General features: G+C 41.8%; 18 protein-coding genes. 11 read left to right on the top strand and 7 right to left on the bottom strand.

Annotated features, from left to right (window positions below):
- Positions 1–38: 38 nt before the first annotated feature.
- Together ggt and I595_RS01875 are read right to left on the bottom strand one after the other, a co-directional pair.
- Complete coding sequence (gene ggt / locus I595_RS01880; RefSeq protein WP_054557688.1) at positions 39–1,721, bottom strand: gamma-glutamyltransferase; 1,683 nt, start codon at positions 1,719–1,721, stop codon at positions 39–41.
- Complete coding sequence (locus I595_RS01875) at positions 1,709–2,302, bottom strand: acyl carrier protein phosphodiesterase (RefSeq protein ID WP_054557687.1); 594 nt, start codon at positions 2,300–2,302, stop codon at positions 1,709–1,711. Before I595_RS01875 ends, ggt begins: the two co-directional genes overlap by 13 nt.
- 70 nt (positions 2,303–2,372) lie before the next feature.
- Here I595_RS01875 and glmM point away from each other — a divergent pair, with 70 nt between their 5' ends.
- From glmM to I595_RS01860, 3 genes are all read left to right on the top strand, one after another.
- Positions 2,373–3,761, top strand: coding sequence for a phosphoglucosamine mutase (gene glmM, locus I595_RS01870; protein ID WP_054557686.1), 1,389 nt, complete (start codon positions 2,373–2,375; stop codon positions 3,759–3,761).
- Positions 3,762–3,984: 223 nt separating this feature from the next.
- Entirely contained in the window at positions 3,985–5,148 is a 1,164-nt protein-coding gene (locus tag I595_RS01865) for a vWA domain-containing protein (RefSeq protein ID WP_054557685.1), read from the top strand.
- A 67-nt stretch (positions 5,149–5,215) separates the two neighbouring features.
- The gene (locus I595_RS01860; protein WP_054557684.1) at positions 5,216–6,679 is read left to right on the top strand and encodes a hypothetical protein; all 1,464 of its coding nucleotides are present in this window, start codon (positions 5,216–5,218) and stop codon (positions 6,677–6,679) included.
- A gap of 378 nt (positions 6,680–7,057) precedes the next feature.
- On the opposite strand, the gene I595_RS01855 is transcribed toward I595_RS01860, so the two are convergent.
- Entirely contained in the window at positions 7,058–8,278 is a 1,221-nt protein-coding gene (locus I595_RS01855; RefSeq protein ID WP_054557683.1) for a DUF418 domain-containing protein, read from the bottom strand.
- Between the two features lie 109 nt (positions 8,279–8,387).
- Between I595_RS01855 and corA the strand changes: the two genes are divergently transcribed.
- From corA to I595_RS01830, 5 genes are all read left to right on the top strand, one after another.
- Complete coding sequence (corA, locus tag I595_RS01850) at positions 8,388–9,479, top strand: magnesium/cobalt transporter CorA (RefSeq protein ID WP_054557682.1); 1,092 nt, start codon at positions 8,388–8,390, stop codon at positions 9,477–9,479.
- 224 nt (positions 9,480–9,703) lie between these two features.
- Positions 9,704–10,204, top strand: a complete 501-nt coding sequence (locus I595_RS01845) for a Dps family protein (protein WP_054557681.1) — start codon at positions 9,704–9,706, stop codon at positions 10,202–10,204.
- A gap of 54 nt (positions 10,205–10,258) precedes the next feature.
- A complete protein-coding gene (locus tag I595_RS01840; protein ID WP_054557680.1) occupies positions 10,259–10,792 on the top strand; it encodes a hypothetical protein in 534 nt (177 codons plus the stop codon).
- Between the two features lie 89 nt (positions 10,793–10,881).
- Positions 10,882–11,763, top strand: a complete 882-nt coding sequence (locus tag I595_RS01835) for an alpha/beta hydrolase (RefSeq protein WP_054557679.1) — start codon at positions 10,882–10,884, stop codon at positions 11,761–11,763.
- Positions 11,750–12,544: an alpha/beta hydrolase gene (locus tag I595_RS01830; RefSeq protein WP_054557678.1), complete on the top strand. Its 795-nt coding sequence runs from the start codon at positions 11,750–11,752 to the stop codon at positions 12,542–12,544. Before I595_RS01835 ends, I595_RS01830 begins: the two co-directional genes overlap by 14 nt.
- 126 nt (positions 12,545–12,670) lie before the next feature.
- Here the strand turns inward: I595_RS01830 and cysM are convergent, their stop codons facing one another.
- Positions 12,671–13,555 carry a cysteine synthase CysM gene (gene cysM / locus I595_RS01825; RefSeq protein ID WP_054557677.1) on the bottom strand — a complete coding sequence of 295 codons (885 nt, stop codon included), beginning with the start codon at positions 13,553–13,555 and terminating at the stop codon, positions 12,671–12,673.
- Positions 13,548–14,339 carry a serine O-acetyltransferase EpsC gene (gene epsC, locus I595_RS01820; RefSeq protein WP_054557676.1) on the bottom strand — a complete coding sequence of 264 codons (792 nt, stop codon included), beginning with the start codon at positions 14,337–14,339 and terminating at the stop codon, positions 13,548–13,550. Before epsC ends, cysM begins: the two co-directional genes overlap by 8 nt.
- A gap of 93 nt (positions 14,340–14,432) precedes the next feature.
- Between epsC and I595_RS01815 the strand changes: the two genes are divergently transcribed.
- Positions 14,433–15,107, top strand: a complete 675-nt coding sequence (locus tag I595_RS01815) for a DUF2461 domain-containing protein (protein WP_054557675.1) — start codon at positions 14,433–14,435, stop codon at positions 15,105–15,107.
- Here I595_RS01815 and I595_RS01810 read toward each other — a convergent pair.
- A complete protein-coding gene (locus I595_RS01810) occupies positions 15,096–15,506 on the bottom strand; it encodes a hypothetical protein (RefSeq protein ID WP_054557674.1) in 411 nt (136 codons plus the stop codon). The genes I595_RS01815 and I595_RS01810 overlap by 12 nt on opposite strands.
- A gap of 282 nt (positions 15,507–15,788) precedes the next feature.
- On the opposite strand from I595_RS01810, the gene I595_RS01800 reads away from it, so the two are divergent.
- The gene (locus I595_RS01800; protein WP_054557672.1) at positions 15,789–16,187 is read left to right on the top strand and encodes an acyl-CoA thioesterase; all 399 of its coding nucleotides are present in this window, start codon (positions 15,789–15,791) and stop codon (positions 16,185–16,187) included.
- Between the two features lie 6 nt (positions 16,188–16,193).
- Here I595_RS01800 and I595_RS01795 read toward each other — a convergent pair whose 3' ends face one another.
- Positions 16,194–17,492, bottom strand: coding sequence for a dipeptidase (locus I595_RS01795; RefSeq protein ID WP_054557671.1), 1,299 nt, complete (start codon positions 17,490–17,492; stop codon positions 16,194–16,196).
- Between the two features lie 159 nt (positions 17,493–17,651).
- Between I595_RS01795 and I595_RS01790 the strand changes: the two genes are divergently transcribed.
- On the top strand, positions 17,652–19,406 hold the full coding sequence (locus tag I595_RS01790) for an ATP-binding protein (protein ID WP_054557670.1): 1,755 nt from the start codon (positions 17,652–17,654) through the stop codon (positions 19,404–19,406).
- Positions 19,407–19,425: the final 19 nt, after the last annotated feature.

Raw genomic sequence — 19,425 nt, 5'->3', positions numbered from 1 at the left:
TTGTTCTACTGGACTCTAAAATTTGAACCTGACCGATATTAATATCCTACCGCGGTATCATCACCGCGTTTATCCGCACCACCTTCCAGGCGTCCGTCCGGCAAAATTTTTATGGCGTCAACCTTGCCTATGATCCGGCTTCGCCCTTCCATAATTTGATAGCCCTTGGTTTTTAGGTTTTCTTTTAATTCCCCGGAAAAACCTTCCTCCTCAAACATCAGCACGTCCGGGAGCCATTGATGGTGAAACCTGGGGGCATTTACCGCTTGCTGCATGCTCATATTAAATTCATAGCTATTAAGAATGGTCTGGGCAACTGCCGTGATAATGGTTGAGCCTCCAGGGGTACCCACCACCAACCATAATTCACCCTCTTTTTCCACTATGGTGGGTGTCATAGAACTGAGCATCCTTTTTTCCGGTGCTATACTGTTTGCTTCTGCACCAATAAGCCCAAACATATTTGGAACTCCCGGTTTAGCACTAAAATCGTCCATTTCATTATTAAAAAAGATACCTAATTCTGGATGGTAGAGTTTAGAGCCGTAGCCTCCATTTAGGGTAGTTGTGGCAGATATGGCATTGCCCTTTGCATCTACAATGGAATAATGGGTAGTCTCCATGCTTTCCAAAACTTCCACCTGCCCATGGCTTACATCAGAAGAAGGGGTTGCCCCGTCAAATGAAAAACCTTCCATACGCTGCGTCAGGTATTCTTGGGTCAAGATCACATCCAAAGGGATATCCACAAAGTCTGGATCGCCCAAAAAATAATTTCGGTCTGCATAGGCACGTCTTGCAGCCTCTGTAAACAATTGGATGGCTTTTTCTGAATTATGGCCAAAAGAACCTATATCATAGGGTTCCATCATCTTAAATATCTGGTTCATTGTTACCCCACCGCTACTGGGCGGGCTCATAGAAATGATTTTTAAGTCTTTGTAGGTAAATACTACTGGATATCTCCATACGGCTTCATATTTTTCCAAATCTTTTTCTGTTATAAACCCTCCGTTTTCTTGGATAAAAGCCGCAATTTTTTGTGCGACTTCGCCTTTGTAGAATCCATCCCTGCCCTGGTCCATAATCTTGGTAAGAGTAGTGGCAAGTTCAGGATATTTGATGGTGTCCCCAGCTTTAAATTCCCGTGCAAACTTGGTACTGTCCCCATTTACGGCAATAAAACGCTCCTTGTAGCTTTCCAATCGTTTTGCCTGTTTTTCAGTCACCACCACACCTTTGTTGGCCAAATCTATCACTGGCTGCAATATTTCATTTAACGGAAGGGAACCGTATTTCTGGTGTACCTCAATGATTCCAGCAACGGTGCCTGGAACACCCACGGCAGTGGCTCCAACGGTACTCATATCCGGGATTACGTTGCCCAAGGAATCCAAGTACATGTCCGCATGTGCGGTAAGCGGTGCTTTCTCCCTATAATCTAGCCCGCCAATATCTCCCGAGGCCTTTCTATAGACCATAAAGCCACCACCGCCAAGGTTTCCCGCAAACGGATAGGCCACGGCAAGGGCCATTTCCGTGGCGACCATGGCATCAAAGGCATTTCCACCCTTTTTCATGATAGCAACCCCTATTCTAGAGGCTTCTACCCGGGCAGAAACTACCATGGCATTGTCCGCAACCACTCCGGTGGGAAGCACGGGTGCCTGCCTACATGCAGCTAAAATGACCATACAGCCCAAGAAAATCAGTCTTCGCATATGAATTTAAATTTAAGTTGGGAAAAGGTAATCAATTCTTCAAAAAATGCGGTAAACTCGCTTTCAAATTCCGAATATCCCCTTTCTAGGTCCAAAATGGCATAATTCATTTTGGACTTGTTCTTTGTCCTCCGGTTCATCCCCTCCAACACTCGGGAAATTCCAGTGAGGTTGGCATAATTCAATAACCAATTCTCCTTGATCATGTAGGGAAGCATATGTTTGGTTTTTTCTGGAAGGATGTCATAGTGCCGTTGCAAAAGGTCATAAAAATTGGAAACATAGGTCTCTAAACGGATATGGGAATAAGAAGTCCAATTTTTCGCCAAAAAATGATCATAATAGATATCTACGATGACCCTACTGTAATGGCCATAATTAGCGTAAAGCCTTCTGCTACTCTGTTTGTGCAAGTCATGGGCATCCGTAAAAGTATCGATTTCCCTATGCAATAAAATGCCTTTTTGTACGGTATTAGGTAAATGTTTGTAATGATTGCCCCTAATATGGTCTGCAAAGAAATTGCCCAGTGTCACCTCAGGTTCATCAAAAGACAGGTAGATGTGGGCCAAAAAATTCATTGGGGAAAAATACAAAGAAGTACCATAGGGATGGAACCATCAAATTATATTTGCAAAAACTTTTAAACACATGACCTTAATTAAATCAATTTCTGGAATCCGGGGCACCATTGGTGGAAACACCGGTGATAACCTAACTCCAATAGATACCGTAAAATTTGCAGCTGCCTATGGAACATGGCTCAGGGGCTATGCTGGCAAGGAACGCTTAAAAGTGGTCATAGGCAGGGATGCCCGCCTATCTGGAGAAATGATACAAAGTTTGGTGGTCTCTACCTTGGTAGGGCTAGGGATAGATGTGGTTCTTTTGGACCTGTCCACCACCCCAACCGTAGAAATTGCAGTACCGTTGGAAAAAGCGGACGGAGGCATTATCCTTACCGCAAGCCATAACCCCAAGCAATGGAACGCCTTAAAATTACTGAACGAAAAAGGGGAGTTTTTAGATGCAGCACAGGGGAAATTGATTTTAGAGTTGGCAGAAAAGGAGGATTTTAATTTTGCTTCTGTGGACCATTTGGGAACAATCATCAAAAACGATGCTTACATAGACATACATATTGATGAAGTGTTGAACCTTTCCTTGGTAGATGCCGATTTGATCCGTTCCAAAAAATTCAAGGTAGTAGTAGATGGGGTCAATTCCACTGGCGGTTTGGCCATCCCAAAATTATTGCGTGAATTGGGTGTGGACGTGGTAGAGTTGTATTGTGAACCTACAGGCCATTTTCCGCATAATCCTGAACCACTGAAAGAGCATTTAGCCGATATCTGTGATTTAGTGCTCAAGGAAAAAGCCGATTTTGGTATTGTGGTTGATCCAGATGTGGACCGTTTGGCCTTTATTAGCAATGATGGGGAAATGTTTGGCGAAGAGTATACCTTAGTGGCCTGCGCAGATTACGTATTGGGCAAGACCAAGGGAAATACCGTATCCAATTTGTCCTCATCACGGGCATTAAGGGATATTACGGAAAAACATGGCGGCACCTACAACGCGGCTGCGGTAGGCGAGGTAAATGTGGTCATTAAAATGAAGGAAACCAATGCCGTCATTGGTGGTGAGGGCAACGGAGGCATCATATATCCAGAAAGTCATTACGGCAGGGATTCCCTTGTGGGTACCGCTTTATTTTTAATGCTACTATCAGAAAAAGGCGGGACGGTTGCAGAACTAAGGGCAAGCTATCCCAGTTATTTTATGAGCAAGAAAAAAATAGAACTTACCCCAGGGTTGGATGTGGATGGCATTTTGGCCCGTATGGCAGAACGGTATAACAATGAAGACATTACCACCATTGATGGGGTAAAGATAGATTTTCCCGAAAATTGGGTGCATTTACGCAAGTCCAACACGGAACCTATCATTAGGATATATACAGAGGCCAAAACACAAAAGGAGGCAGATGTTCTGGCAGATACCATCATTAGCCAAATAAAGACCATTGCTGGACTTTAGGCTTGTACTATCACTAAATTTCCATACAACCCACAAGCGCTTTTAAGCTGTTTTTTTGGAATACTGAAGTGTTGTGGAATTGAACAAGAACATGAAAGAATAGTACCAAGAAGCAACAAAATGATGCAGTTGGTATATTCTGGTGGATGGGTGACCTTAAACAGAAGCGTTAACAATTCCTAAAAAAAACGTTTCAAGTAAAGGAATACCGTAACTTTAGGGTATGGCTATGAACATGAGAAAAGGCTTTCGTTTTACAACCTACGAAGCACCCAATTTATCTCCTTTTGATAAACTTTTTGAAATCTTCCAAGAACTCATCACCCATACCTCTGGTGATTTTGACGAGGCCATAGATTGGCTAAGGGAATTGGATAAGGAGTATGAACTTACGACACCCGATTACACCATAGAAGATTTTATAGAAGATTTAAAGGCCAAAGGGTATATCCGTGAAGAGTTTGAAGATGGCGGTGGTCAAATGGGCGAAGAAGGGCAAGACGGAGATGAAGATGGTGGAAAAGGTACCATTTCCATTACCGCCAAATTGGAACGGATGATCCGCCAAAGAGCATTGGACCAGATTTTTGGAAAAATAAAACGTAGCGGTTCCGGTAACCATAAAACGGGAAAGTCTGGCAGGGGAGATGAGCATACTGGGGAGTTTCGGGAGTATCGCTATGGCGATGGCCTTGACCGAATCTCCATGACGGAAAGCCTTAAGAATGCCCAAATTAACCATGGCATTGGCAATTTTATGCTGGATGAGGGTGATTTGGTGGTGGAAGATACCCAATACAAGGCCCAAATGAGCACGGTGCTCATGATAGATATTAGCCATAGTATGATTTTGTACGGGGAAGACCGCATCACTCCTGCAAAGAAGGTAGCCATGGCCTTGGCAGAATTGATTACCACCAGATATCCCAAGGACACCTTGGATATTTTGGTTTTTGGTAACGATGCATGGCCCATTCCCATAAAAGACTTGCCCTATTTAAAGGTAGGGCCTTACCATACCAATACGGTGGCCGGGCTGCAATTGGCCTTTGATATGCTTCGCAGGAAAAGAAACACCAACAAACAGATTTTTATGATTACCGATGGTAAGCCCAGCTGTCTTAGAATGCCAGACGGTACGTACTACAAAAACAGTGTTGGCCTAGACGATTATATTGTGGAAAAGTGTTACGCCATGGCAGCGCAGGCCAGAAAATTGCACATTCCCATCACCACCTTTATGATAGCCCAAGACCCGTATCTTATGCAGTTTATCAGGGAATTTACCCAGGCAAACAAGGGCAAGGCATTTTATACCGGACTCAAGGGTTTGGGCGAGATGATTTTTGAAGATTACGAGAACAATAGAAGAAAAAGAATAAAATAGTTGTTCGTATACAGTTGTTGGTGGATATATGCCAAGAACGAATAACGGATAAGCATCAATAAAAAAAATGAAAATACAGAATATTACAACCTTAGGTCAACTTAGAAAAGAAGGATACCAATCAAAAAGCATTAAAAACGAGCTGCGTGATAACCTAATCACTAAAATTAAGAACAGAGAGGATGTTTTTCAGGGGGTCTGGGGCTATGAAAACTCGGTAATCCCAGAGCTGGAAAGGGCTATCCTATCTAGACATAACATTAATCTTCTTGGGTTAAGGGGGCAAGCAAAAACACGTTTAGCTAGATTGATGGTTAAACTTTTGGACGAATATATCCCTGTTGTGGAGGGTTCTGAAATTCATGATGACCCCATGAATCCGTTGTCCAGATTTGCCAAGGAACTGATTAAGGAAAAGGGCGATGCTACCCCAATCACCTGGCTGCATCGGGATGATCGTTTTTATGAAAAATTGGCCACCCCGGATGTAACCGTGGCAGATTTGATAGGGGATGTAGACCCTATTAAAGCGGCCAACATGAAATTGAGCTATGCAGACGATCGTGTAATTCATTTTGGAATGATACCAAGGGCCAACCGTTGCATTTTTGTCATCAACGAACTGCCTGATTTACAAGCACGAATCCAAGTGTCCCTCTTCAATATTTTACAAGAAGGCGATATCCAGATACGCGGGTTTAAACTACGATTACCGTTGGATTTACAGTTTGTCTTCACTGCCAATCCAGAAGATTATACCAACAGGGGAAGTATCGTAACCCCGCTAAAAGATAGAATTGGTTCCCAAATTTTAACGCATTACCCAGAAGATATTTCCATTGCCAAAAGAATCACCAAACAGGAAGCAAAACTTGATGCCCGGCAGTCAGATTTGGTCCATGTGCCAGAATTGGCCATGGATTTGTTGGAACAAATTAGTTTTGAGGCTAGGGATAGTGAATATGTGGATGCCAAAAGCGGCGTAAGTGCACGGATGAGCATTACGGCCTATGAAAACTTGTTAAGCACCGCAGAACGTAGGATTTTAAAATCCAATGAAAACCAAACCACGATAAGACTCAGTGACTTTATGGGGGTAGTCCCTGCCATTACGGGTAAAATAGAGTTGGTGTATGAAGGGGAACAGGAAGGAGCCGCATTTGTTGCAGAAAACCTGATTGATGATGCCATTAAAACCTTGTTTCCAAAATTGTTCCCACCAATTAATAAATTAGAACGTAAAGATGCGGAAACGCCATATGATGAACTGGTTTCATGGTTTTTTGACCAAGAGGCCCTGGAGTTGTTGGATGAAGATGATGACAGTACCTACCGGTCAAAATTAGATTCCGTGCCTCCTTTGCAACAATTGTTAAACGAGCATCAACCAGAACTGGATAAAAGCGATGGTTATTTTGTAAAAGAGCTGGTCTTGTGGGGGCTGGTGGCGCATAACAAATTAAGTAAGTATCGCATGTCGGATGGTGTTCGTTTTAAGGATATGTACGGGAGCTATATTAGTGGGCTTTAACTGGCACATTTAGCATTTACACCTAAATATGGTTTAAAGCTATAATCTAAGGTAATGATAACAACCTGGAAAATGAATAACTTCAGGATTGTTGCAGCGCTAGGATTTAATTTATGATATAAAAGGTATGTTCATGGAAAAACCTTGAGCTTCTCGCCAGGCGTTTGGATATTCCGACAGAAAGCTTCTAGATACACATTTTGTTCCCGAAAAAGGCTCAAAATCTACCCGAAGCGACCCTAGGTTGTTTTTTTGACCCATGTGATGTCCGTTAGAGTGAAAGCCAGAAAGGGTTTTTGTATGGAGTATTGATGTATTTTAAAAGATTACTAAATCATTTCGCTATTGATTGCATCTAGACGTTTCTAGATGTCCTAACTACTTTTTAAAAGGCATCATCTTAAAATACGTAAGACTTCTCCAAAGCCATTCCAATGGACCATAGTAAAAATGCTTGAGCCATAGTTTGCTCAACCACATTTGGCCTGCTATTATGGCAATGGCCATTAAAAACACATAACGGTTGGGTATGCTGGACAAATACCCTAATCCCCAGCCAAAGAAGATAAACGTGCCTACAAGACTTTGAAAAACGTAATTGGTCAATGCCAATTTTCCATAGGGGACAAATTTTTCCAGAAAACGTTGTGGTTTAACCTTTGTGTAGAGAATTACAAAAATGGCAATGACCAATAAGGTCAATGCCAAATTCATAAGGTCATAAAAGGTAAGTCCCAACATGGACCTCCAAGAGTTGAACTCCATACCTTCCCCCATGCTGGAAAACACGGCAATCATGCTAACAATAGAACTAAAAAGCAAGATCAAAGACCCTACCCATACTTTTTTTAGAAACTTCTTTTCGGTCAAATATTGTTTAAAAAATGCCATTCTGCCGGCAAAAAGACCTAATAAAAAGAAACCGAAGGTGAGATAACCCCTAGAGAACACCCCAAATTGAAATTCGGCTTTATGTAGGTTACCTTCTAAGGCATTGGAGGCAAACACCGCTCCAATGCTGCCATTTTTGAGCACATCAAAATATGAAGCCACCCATGGGGCATCAGGGCCCATATGTTGCGTTACAAACAAACCATCACCCTGGGTAAGAAAAAAAACGATAAACCTACCCAATCCCAGAAAGAGCAATGCGGCTATGCACAAGACCCATTTGGTATTCACTTTGTAAAAGGGAATTAGCAAAATTCCCAAAAGCGCATAAATGGTTAAAATGTCACCGCGGTAGAACATACTGTGCACAAAACCAATAGCCAATAAAATCAACAGTCTCCATAGAAAGCGCCCACCAAAATAATGACCTCTTTTACTACCGTTATCCATCTGAATAAAAAAGCTTAGTCCAAACAAAAATGAAAACAGGGCAAAGAATTTACCCCTAAAAAAGAAACTCACCAGTCCATCTGCTATTTGATCTATTAGGCCAGGATTCATTGCTTCCATAGCCTCCGTTGGCATTGGTGAGGCCACAAAATTTTCCAGCATATGGCAAAAGACAATCCCTGCTAGGGAGAAGCCCCGTAAGGCATCAATAATTTCAATTCGTTTATAAGAATTGGTTTGGGCGGTTGCGGTGGTCATGCTTGTATTTTATATCTATGATGATAAGACGGTAAAACCCTTGGCATCGTTACAGTTTTAACCAGAAATAATTAAACTGTATATTTAACTGAACAAGTAGTTACCGGATATGGCTCTAAAAACGGCAAAAACACCTAAGATAAAAATACCAAAGCAATTTAGGTCCAAATCTAAACTTGGAAAGGCTCCTGGTGCAATAACCTATATAGGGAATAGGTCTAAACAAGACACCTATATCTCCGTTTTAAAGTATAATGATACGGATTATAGCAAAAAAGTCATTGGAATTCAGGAAGTTAAATCAAAATCGGATACTGGGTTCACCTCTCTTGTTGATGTTGTTGGACTTACGGATGAAGACGCCATAGCTAAAATAGGAGGGATATATGATTTAAATAACCTGTTGCTGGAAGATTTGGTGGATACCCTGCAAAGGCCCAAAATAGACGAGTATGAAAACTATGTTTTTGGTGTATTTAAAATGCTTTATTTGGACGGTGATGAAAAGTTGGTTGTAGAGCATGTCGCCCTTTGTTTGTTTCAGGATACCGTGTTGTTGTTCCAAGAAAATGAAGATGATGTTTTTGGAGAGGTAATCAAACGCATTGAAAAGAAGTTTGGTAGAATTAGAAGCCGGGGGGCAGATTATCTCTTTTTTGCACTCCTAGATGCCATCGTAGACCATTATTTTGTGGTTTTAGAGGATATTAAAGAAAAACTGGAGGTTTTAGAGGATGAAGTCTACAATGACCCACAGAAAGAGTCGGCAAAAAAAATTCAATACCTGAAAAAGGAAATTCTACGTATCCGAAAATGGGTTTTTCCGGTAAAGGAATTGGTCAATAGATTGATCCATACGGAACACCATTTAATTTCAAAAGAGACCAAACTCTTTTTTAAAGACACCTTTGACCATTGCTTGGAAATCAATGAGGATTTGGTCTTATATAGAGAGATGTCTACCAGTTTAATGGAAATGTACATGACCAATATGAGCAATAAAATGAACGAGGTCATGAAGGTACTTACCGTTATGGCCTCTATTTTTATTCCCTTGACATTTTTTGCCGGCATTTATGGGATGAATTTTGAACACATGCCCGAGTTGCGTTGGGAGTATGGCTACTATTATCTTTGGGCAGCTTTTATCCTTATGGCCCTTGGCCTGTTAATTTACTTTAAGAAAAAGGACTGGCTTTAACATAGCCTTATGTTAATGCTATGGCATTACCGTTAAACCCTGTTAAAGTGCTTGACAGACTGCCTCACAAACTTATATTACAGGTGTTGGTTTACCGTTCTGGTAACAAGGCGTTCGCCAAAGTGGTTGCAGTTTCCTAGCGACGTTAAATTTTCTTCACTACCAACAATAATCGAAATTATGAACTACGTGCCGACCGAGTGTTGGTACAATAAAATGGACGTATGAATTATTTGAATTTAACAGAAAACGAGGTACAACCTATTGTAACGGAATTAAACGTTCTTTTGGCAGATTATCATTTATACTACCAAAAGTTACGAAACTTCCACTGGAACGTTACCGGTGAAAACTTTTTTGACCTACATGTAAAGTTTGAAGAGCTTTACACGGATGCAAGGGTAAAAATAGATGAGATTGCAGAACGTATCCTCACTTTAAGGTACCATCCCATTAGCAATTACAGTGAGTTTTTAGCAAAATCTTCCATCAATGAAAGCCCAGTGCATCTCAATGACCACAAAATGGTAGAAGAACTGTTGTTTGCGCATGGCATTTTGTTGAAACAAATGGCAAAGGTCATCACCACCGCTGAGAAGGTGGAAGATGAGGGAACCATAGACTTGGTAGGTGCCTACATTAGGGAGCTGGAGAAAAGCAGCTGGATGCTGAATGCATGGAGTAAAAAGAACAGCGAAAAATTGCAATTTGCCAATCCGTCCTAAAAGCCTGATACAGAAAGTCCGAACAATACGTAAAACACATAAAACACAAGAAGAATGAAAATCAAACAATTATATTTTACAGTGGTCGCATCATTTTTGGCCATAGGAACCTTTGGGCAAACGGCTGCCCAGAGCGAATTACAAAATGAAACTAAAGAGAAAACGTACACCTTTACCGTAGACGGCAATAGCTACGAAAACAGTGTGAAAATAAATACTGTGGTGCGCCAAGCGGTAATGACAGAATTGGAAGACAAGTATAAGGTCAATGGGGATAGAATCTTTCCTCCAAAAGTGGTAGTGAAAAAAGTCTGGATAGACTTAGATAAAGATTTTGAATATGATGAGTTTATCTCCTTTAGTTATATGACGGAGGACGAAACGGATTTCACCCTAATGTCCAGCCCAGATAAGCTGGTGCTCGCGGTGGATAAAGGGGAGAGCACTACTATTCTAAACAATATGTCCATCCTAAAAGAAAAAGGAATGGAGAATAATGATGCTTATGTGTTCACCATGAACGATGGCAAACGACTAGAGTTAAAAATAGAAGACTATAGAACAATGAAAAGGGAAAATTCCAAATAGTTCATTTTGTTTCGTTCAATGAAAAAGGATGCCGTGAGGCATCCTTTTTTAATGGCATCTAATTGGTTTTTTGTATTTTACTCAAAAGAATGGGATTGGACACTTGGGTTTATACAATTTTTCTGATTATCGGTAGTTATATCGCCATTAGCGTGTTGCTCTACTTTTTGCAGGATTATTTGCTCTTTAAACCAGAAAAACTGCCAAAGGACTTTCAATTTTATTATGAAAATCAGGAAACCGAGGAATACAATATAGAGACCCGTGACGGTGCCATCATCAATGGCCTGCGCTTTAAGACCAAAAACCCAAAAGGTGTGGTTTTTTACCTCAAGGGAAATTCTAAAAGCATTAAAGGTTGGGGCAAATTTGCAGTAGATTTTACCCGCCATGGTTATGACGTGGTCATGGTAGATTACCGTGGTTTTGGAAAGAGTACCGGTAGGCGCTCCCAAAAGGCCATAAAAAGGGACATGCAGGTGGTCTACAACAAGTTAAAGGAGAAAGTGGATGAGAAATACATTATCCTATACGGCAGGTCCTTGGGTTCCGGATTTGCCGCAAAGTTGGCTTCTATGAACAACCCAAGAATGCTAGTTTTGGACGCTCCTTACTACAGTCTAAGCAAGGTGGGAAAGCGTTTTTTGCCCTTTATGCCGCTGTCCGTTTTAATAAAATTTCCCATGCCCACCTATAAATGGCTCAAATATGTCAATTGCCCCATCCACATTATCCATGGTACGGATGATCAATTGATACCCTATAAAACCAGTGTAAAACTGTCTAAAATAAAAAGAGAACTGACTACGCTACATACAGTAATTGGTGGCGGACACAAAAATCTGAATACTTTTGAATCCTATCATAAAATGTTAGAGGATATTGTCTATAGCAAACGTACCGAGGTAGATTTGACCGGTTCCAGTATTGATGTGATTCATAGCAGTAAACGTACCAATGCGAAAGTTTAAAAAAATTACCTATTTCCTTCTGGGATTTTATGTGTTCCTCATCATTATGCTTTACTTTTTACAAGAAAAACTCATTTTTTTGCCGACCGAACTACCACAGGACTACGCCTATGAATTTTCCCAACCTTTTGAAGAGTTTTTTTTAAAGGCCAAAGACGGTGCCCGTTTAAACGGATTACATTTTAAGGCAGCCAAGCCAAAAGGAGTCATTCTTTATTTCCACGGCAACGCGGGAAACCTTGCCAGATGGGGACAGATTGCCACTTTTTTTGTGGAAAAGCAATATGATTTGGTCATCATGGACTATCGCACCTATGGTAAAAGCACAGGAAAGCTAAGTGAAGCCAACTTATTTGCAGATGCCCAGTTGTTTTATGACTATACCAAGCAGTATTATGATGAGGACCTGATACGGGTCTATGGACGTTCTTTAGGGGCGGCCATCGCTACGCAAGTAGCATCAAAGAATACGCCTTACCAGCTTATTTTGGAAACCCCATTTTATAATCTGAAAGATGTGGCCAGGCAACGCTTTGCTTTTTTACCGCTGGACCTATTGTTGAAGTACGAGTTTCCTTCAAACCAATACATTAAGCAGGTTAACTGCCCTATAACCATCTATCATGGTACCGAGGATAGTGTGGTGGATTACAAATCTGGGCAACGCTTATTTGAAGTGGCAGAAGCACCAAAGGAATTTATTACCATACCAAAGGGCGAGCATAACAATCTGGCACAGTTTTCTGAATATTTAGATACGATTGAAGGGGCGTTGGAGTAGTGGAGCTCATGATTATTGAGCTAAGTGATGTTTCAACTCTTTCTAGCAGTTGATAATGAAATTGTTCTTTTTCTCAAACGATTACAAATGCTGCTTAAAAGCGCGGAGAAAAGTTTTTACCAGTGGCTACCCAAACAATCCGGAGGATAAATACCGGTCCCCACGATCGCATACAATGGACACAATCACCCCTTCTTTAAGTTGGTTGGCCAGGCGTAAGGCTACCGTAGCGGCACCGCCGCTGCTCATCCCAGAAAAAATACCTTCTTCTTTGGCCAAGCGTCTTGCCATGGATTTGGCTTCCGTTTCGTTTACGTAGAAAATATCGTCCACGTGGCTGTCATCATAAATACGGGGCACATAGGCGGGAGACCACTTGCGTATGCCCGGAATGCGCGAACCCTCTTGGGGCTGTACACCAATGATATTGATTCCTTTGTTTTGTTCCTTTAGGTACTTGGAGGTGCCGGTAATGGTACCCGTAGTGCCCATACTGGATACAAAATGGGTGAGCTGTTGTTGGGTGTCTCGCCAAATCTCGGGTCCCGTGGTGTTGTAGTGGGCCTTCCAGTTATCTGGATTGCCAAATTGGTCGATCATTGTAAAGCCTTCTTGCTTTACTTTGGCCTCTGCATAATCGCGGGCACCCTCAATACCAATATCAGCAGGGGTAAGGGTAACCTTTGCCCCATAGGCCCTCATGGTCTGTATCCGTTCCACGGTTGCGTTTTCTGGCATCACCAGCTCTATATCCAAACCGTAGATTCCCGCTACCATGGCAAGCCCTATTCCCGTATTTCCGCTAGTGGCCTCTATAAGCTTGGTGTCTTTGGTATACGCACCACGTTCCAGCCCGGTTTTTATCATATTTAGGGCAGGACGGTCTTTTACGCTGCCCCCTGGGTTATGTCCCTCCAACTTAAAGAAAACCTGGACCTTAGGATTGGTGTTCAACACTTTGGAACGCACCAATGGGGTGTTCCCAATTAAATCAAGGACAGAATTAGGCATCTGGAGTGGTTTTAATTTTAATTTCCGGGACATGAAATACTTTGGAGTTGGCCGGCACGGACTTGGTAATCCACGCATTACCACCAATAATACAGTTTTTGCCAATAATGGTGTCCCCCCCTAAAATGGTGGCATTGGCATAGATCGTAACATTGGATTCAATCGTAGGATGGCGTTTGGTTTCCTTTAGGGATTTGGCCACGAACAAAGCTCCCAGGGTGACCCCTTGGTAAATCTTTACATGATCTTTGATGATTGCCGTCTCCCCAATGACAACCCCAGTGGCATGGTCTATAAAGAAAGATTTGCCAATGGTAGCGCCGGGATTAATGTCTACCCCTGTTTGCCTGTGCGCATATTCCGTCATGAGCCTGGGCACCATGGGAAAGCCCTTTTTATAAAAAACATGGGCCAACCTATAAATGGCAATGGCATAAAACCCAGGGTAGGCCATGTACACCTCTTGAATGGAAAGAGATGCGGGATCGCAATTTAAAATGGCCTCAGCATCCAAGTTTAGGGCCTCCAAAACAATCGGCAGCTGGGCCACATAATTTTCCCATACTTTGGCACAGGGCTTATTGGTTTCCCAACAGGCAAGGGTTACCAGGTCATCAAACTGTTTGGCCAAAAGTCCTAAGTTTTGGGCCACATCGGTATTACTGTCAAACAGCGTGTAAAATAGCGTGTCCGTAAAGGTTTCCGTTTGCTGCTTTAACCTAAAATCCAGATGGGGCTGTTTCTTGTGCTGTTTAATTTGTTGGATGATGGTTTCCGAATTCATGCCTTTTTTGTTGCTGCGCTAAAAATACCCATTCTTTAAAAAGGGTACTATCCCTATTTGGTTAACTTTACCCTAAATAGTAGATTTTTTGTGATGGAAACAATAGATGGCGCAAGCTTACGGTTTTTAAAAAAATTGGAGGCAAATAACAATAGGGATTGGTTTGAGGCCCATAAAGACACCTTTAAAGTGCACCAAGCCCAAGTAAAAACCTTCTTTGAAGCCCTAGCGTCCCGTATGGAGGCCTATGACCAGATAGAAAAGACCAAAATGTTCCGTATCTATAGGGATGTTCGTTTTTCCAAGGATAAAACGCCCTATAAGACCCAATTTGCGGCCTCATATTCCAGATTAGGTTTGGAACGCCGTGGCGGTCGGTTCCTGTGTATTAAACCGGGAGGTTCCTTTGCCGCTGCGGGGTTTTGGAATCCCAATAAGGAAGACTTATTGCGTATCAGACAGGAACTGGATTTGGATGCCTCCGAATTCAAAGGGGTTGTTGAAGCCAAACCTTTTGCCGCTATCTGGGGGAAATTAAAGGGCGATGCCGTGAAAACCGCTCCAAAAGGGTTTGACAAGCATCATCCGGACATAGCCCTCATTCGCCAAAAGCAATTTATCTTTGTGAAGAATTTTACGGACAGCAAAGTGTTGGAAGAGGACTTTATCCACCAGGTGGATGGGGCATTTAAAGCTGTTTTACCTTATTTTGATTTGATGGGCTCCATCTTGACCACCAATTTAAATGGGGAATCGTTAATAGGCTAGGGGCGCTTTTTCAAAAAGTTGCATCTGGTCCTTTAGTCGTTTGATCACCATACCCATCATCCGTTTGTTCAAAGCAGAAGAGTTTGCAATATAGGTTTCATATTCTTCCAGCGTGAACTGACCAATAATAACTCCTTTTAAGGAATTCCTAAATTTCATGTTGCGCTGTACCGCATTATCAATGTAGGCCAGTCGCTTTTCCAAGGATAGTTCATAATACGTGTTCTTGTACTTGGCAATGTAATTTTTGAACATGGCCAAGAACAGCCCGTTTTGCATCTTTAATATGGGTCTAAGCGTTTGGTTCTGAAACCTTTCATCATCGCTCATTCCAATGTGTATCTGGGTGGTTTTAATCTCTGGGCGTGCCCTTAGCAGATTGCTGCATCGCTCCTCCATAGCTTACTAACTTTTGTATAAAAATACACTTTGCTTTGGTTGGATAGTGACCCTTGCATTGGAGTTGTCAACGCTTTATGAACAAAGGGGAAACCAAAAGCGGTTTCCTAACCAACGGATGAATCCGCATTTTTTGAGACATTTTATAATTACATGCCACAGGATTACCAAATTCACCATAAACAGTGGGTCTAATCCTAAAATCCCTAAATCTTTACAGAATGGCCTTTTAATGGGGTTTGCTACGTATATCAGTTATAATTTTGGTTAAAAATTTTGTGGATGAGGTTTCATACGAGAAAATGGGTAAAGCCAGAGGATTTAAATGCCAACGGCACCTTGTTTGCGGGCAAGGTACTGGCATGGCTGGATGAACAAGCCGTAATTTATGGCATCATTCAATTAGAGAATAAGCGCGTGGTCACCAAATACATGTCGGAAATCAATTTTATGAGTTCCGCCGTCCAAGGCGATATTGTGGAAATAGGCATAGAAGTCATCAAATTTGGCAAAAGTTCATTGACCCTAAACTGTGAGGTGCGCAATAAAATGACCTTGGAGACCATCCTTACCGTGGACAATGTTATACTGGTCAACCTGGACGAAAAGGGAAAACCTCTTCCGCATGGAAAGACCAAGGTAGAATATGTAAAGGACAGGTTGGTGGACAAACAGGCCTAAACAAGCCTAATCCGTCGTTTCGGACTGTATGGTTTGGGCTATTTGTTGCACTTGGTCTAGAACCCGCAATAAATTCCCGCTCCAGAGTTGGGCTATTTGCTCCTGGGTATAGCCACGTGCCACCAATTCTGCGGTAACGTTTTTGGTTTCGGAGGCGTCTGACCAACCTTGGATACCACCGCCACCATCAAAATCCGAGCTGATACCCACGTGTTCTATACCAATTTTTTCCACCATATAGTCTATATGGTTTACAAAGTCTTTGACGTCCACTGCCGGTGGTGCGTTGTCATCCCTTGCCACTAATTGCTTGCCAATTTTCATCACATTTTGGTAATAGCCCATAAAAGCACTACGTTCCGCATCGCTCAGCTTGGAGAACTGGGAACGTTCATACCATTGCACCCCCAAGGAATCCGCCACTTTTTGGTATATATTTTTCATGTACGCAGCTCTAGCCTCATGCTTTTGGGTATTCAGGTAAGCACTAAAAGCCACAGTTTGGACCACACCGCCATTTTCCTTCATTAACAATAACTGTTCATCATCTAAATTTCTGCTATGATCACAGAGTGCCCTGGCAGAGGAATGTGAGGCAATTATCGGTGCTTTGGACAGGGCTATCATTTGTTTCATGGCTTCTTTTGAAGGATGGGAAACATCAATCATTATTCCAAGTCTATTCATCTCATTTACAGCTTCTTTGCCAAGTTCACTTAAACCATTGTGCAACCATATGTTATCCGCTTCGCCAGTGTTGGAATCACAGAACTGACTATGCCCATTGTGGCTTAATGAAATGTATCTGGCCCCTTTGTCATAATACTCCTGAAATTTGGAAAGGTCTTCCCCTATGGGGTAGGCATTTTCCACCCCGATCATAGCCACCTTTTTTCCTTCTTTTTGTATGGCTCTTACCTCGTCACTGCTCCGTGCCAAGGCTATTTGGTCAGGGGCGTAGGTAGTGCACAATTTGCTGATAGCATCTAATTTGGCCATGGCATTGGCTTCTGCTTTGGCATATCCTTGGGCAGTAAGGGAATCTTGCCCGGTATAAACAATGAGCCAGACCACATCAAGTCCCCCTTCAATCATCTTAGGTAAATCTACCTGTGTATCAAGACGTTGACTATAATTAATACTATCTGTGAAGTTATTTACATTGATGTCTGCATGGGTGTCTAGCGTAATGACCTCTTGGTGTATCCTATCGACTTTTTGGGCCATGGTTTCCTCCTTTTTCTTGGATTCCGTTTTACAGGAAGCTAAGCTCAGCACCATGAGCAGCATTATAAGGTTTTTCATAATTAAAAGGTTTAAACCTACAAATAAAGGACTTTGACAACAACAAACAAGTAATAGGTAACATTTAATTGTTGGCACCGCCTTAAATAAGGAGATTTAAACCAAATATTCCCAGTGATTTAGATAAACGGAATAATCTAGAACGCAAACAAACGAAACATGCTAGAAACACGCTCGCTATTAAAGCAGGTCATAAAGTTGGAGGAGGACCTGCATAGCTTTGCATTTGAACAATTGAACACAAAAGCCGCCAAGCAGCTAAGAACTGCCTTTGACCGTTTTAAACAAGAATTGGACCAAAAGGTGTTTGGGGAAGAAGGACCGCAGCCTAAACAAGCACCCAAAAGCCCTAGACAAAACACCAAGCGGAAAACAGAAAAGGAAGAATACGGCATTATCGCCAACGTTAGCCATGAGATTAGGACGCCTTTACATGGCATCATCGGTTTTTTGGATTTGTTAAAGGAAACCAAGATGACCAAATACCAATGGGAGTTGGTTCATGCGCTAGATACGGCATCTGATAACTTGCTGGACCGCACTAATGCCCTGTTGGACTATTCTAAAATTGCATCGGGAAATGAAACTTTTGCCCATGTAAATTTTAATTTGCAAAACTTGGTGGATGAAGTGGCCTTTTTGTGCAGAACACTCATTACCAATGAAAAAGTAGAATTTCATTGCCATATAGAAGATACCGTTCCTACCCAAGTTAAGGGAGACCCTTCCAAATTATCGCAAATCCTTCTAAATCTTTTGGGCAATTCCATAAAGTTTGTGGAAAAAGGTTTTATTGAACTGCACATCAGCCTAAAAGAAACCAAGGATAACCTATGTTTTTTGGAATGTAAAATTACGGATAGTGGCATTGGGATACCCAATAATAAATTAAAGCACATCTTCGAAACCTACCAACAAGCAGAACAGGATACCCACCTACGCTACGGAGGTTCAGGCCTAGGCCTCAGTATTGTTAAGGAATTGGTGCAAAAGATGGGTGGGACCATAGGAGTTACCAGTGAAGTGGGAGTGGGCAGTTGTTTTGACGTGATTTTGCCCTTTTCAATTGAGGATAACATAAAAAAGGAAACTGTAAAAAGTCCTAAAACAAACGTTACTCCAAAGAGCTATACAGGGCTAATGGGCAAACGGATTTTGGTGTTTGAGGACAATGTGCTCAATCAACGATTAATGCACAACCGCCTCAGTTCTTGGGGCTGTGATGTTTTTGTGACGGCAGACGGAAAATATGGTTTGGAACTCTTGCATAAGCAAACGTTCGACCTAATTCTGATGGATTTAAAAATGCCTAAAATGAACGGGTTTGAAATCACCCAAAAGATTCGCCTTCACCATAAACAACATATTAAGCAACTTCCCATTATCGCCATTTCCGCAGACTTTTCCGTTCAGGATAAAGAGCAGTGCGATAGTTATGATATCAACGATTTTATTTTAAAGCCCTATGATGCGAACAAGCTATATCAAGTGCTTACAAAACATACCACTGGAAAAACATCTAAAAACCACGCAACGCCTAAGCCCAATATCAAGGAAAATGGCTATTCTGGGGTAGATTTGACACCAATTTATGAGGAATGCCTAGGGGAGCATGACCTCATGGAGGAATTGATTCGTTTGTTTAAACAAAATATTCTTGAGTTTATAGGAAAGTCCAAAACCCATCTGCAAACCAATAATTTACAGGGGATTGGATTTGCGGCCCACAAAATTAAATCCTCCTTGGCCATGTTAAACGCCAAAGTTTTACATGGTATTTGTGCTGCCTTACATGAATCTTGTAGAAAGGGTGATGCGGAACGTGCGCAGGAATTGTACAATGAATTTCTAGAGGCTTACCCACCTGTTGAAGTGGCCATAGATAGTCAATTGGAGCGATTAAAAAAAAATTAAACAAATACGTAATTAATTA

The organism is Croceitalea dokdonensis DOKDO 023, assembly GCF_001306415.1.
Lineage (GTDB): Bacteria > Bacteroidota > Bacteroidia > Flavobacteriales > Flavobacteriaceae > Croceitalea > Croceitalea dokdonensis.
The sequence above is the reverse complement of the archived record's forward strand: the minus strand, read 5'-3'. Positions and strand labels throughout refer to the sequence as shown.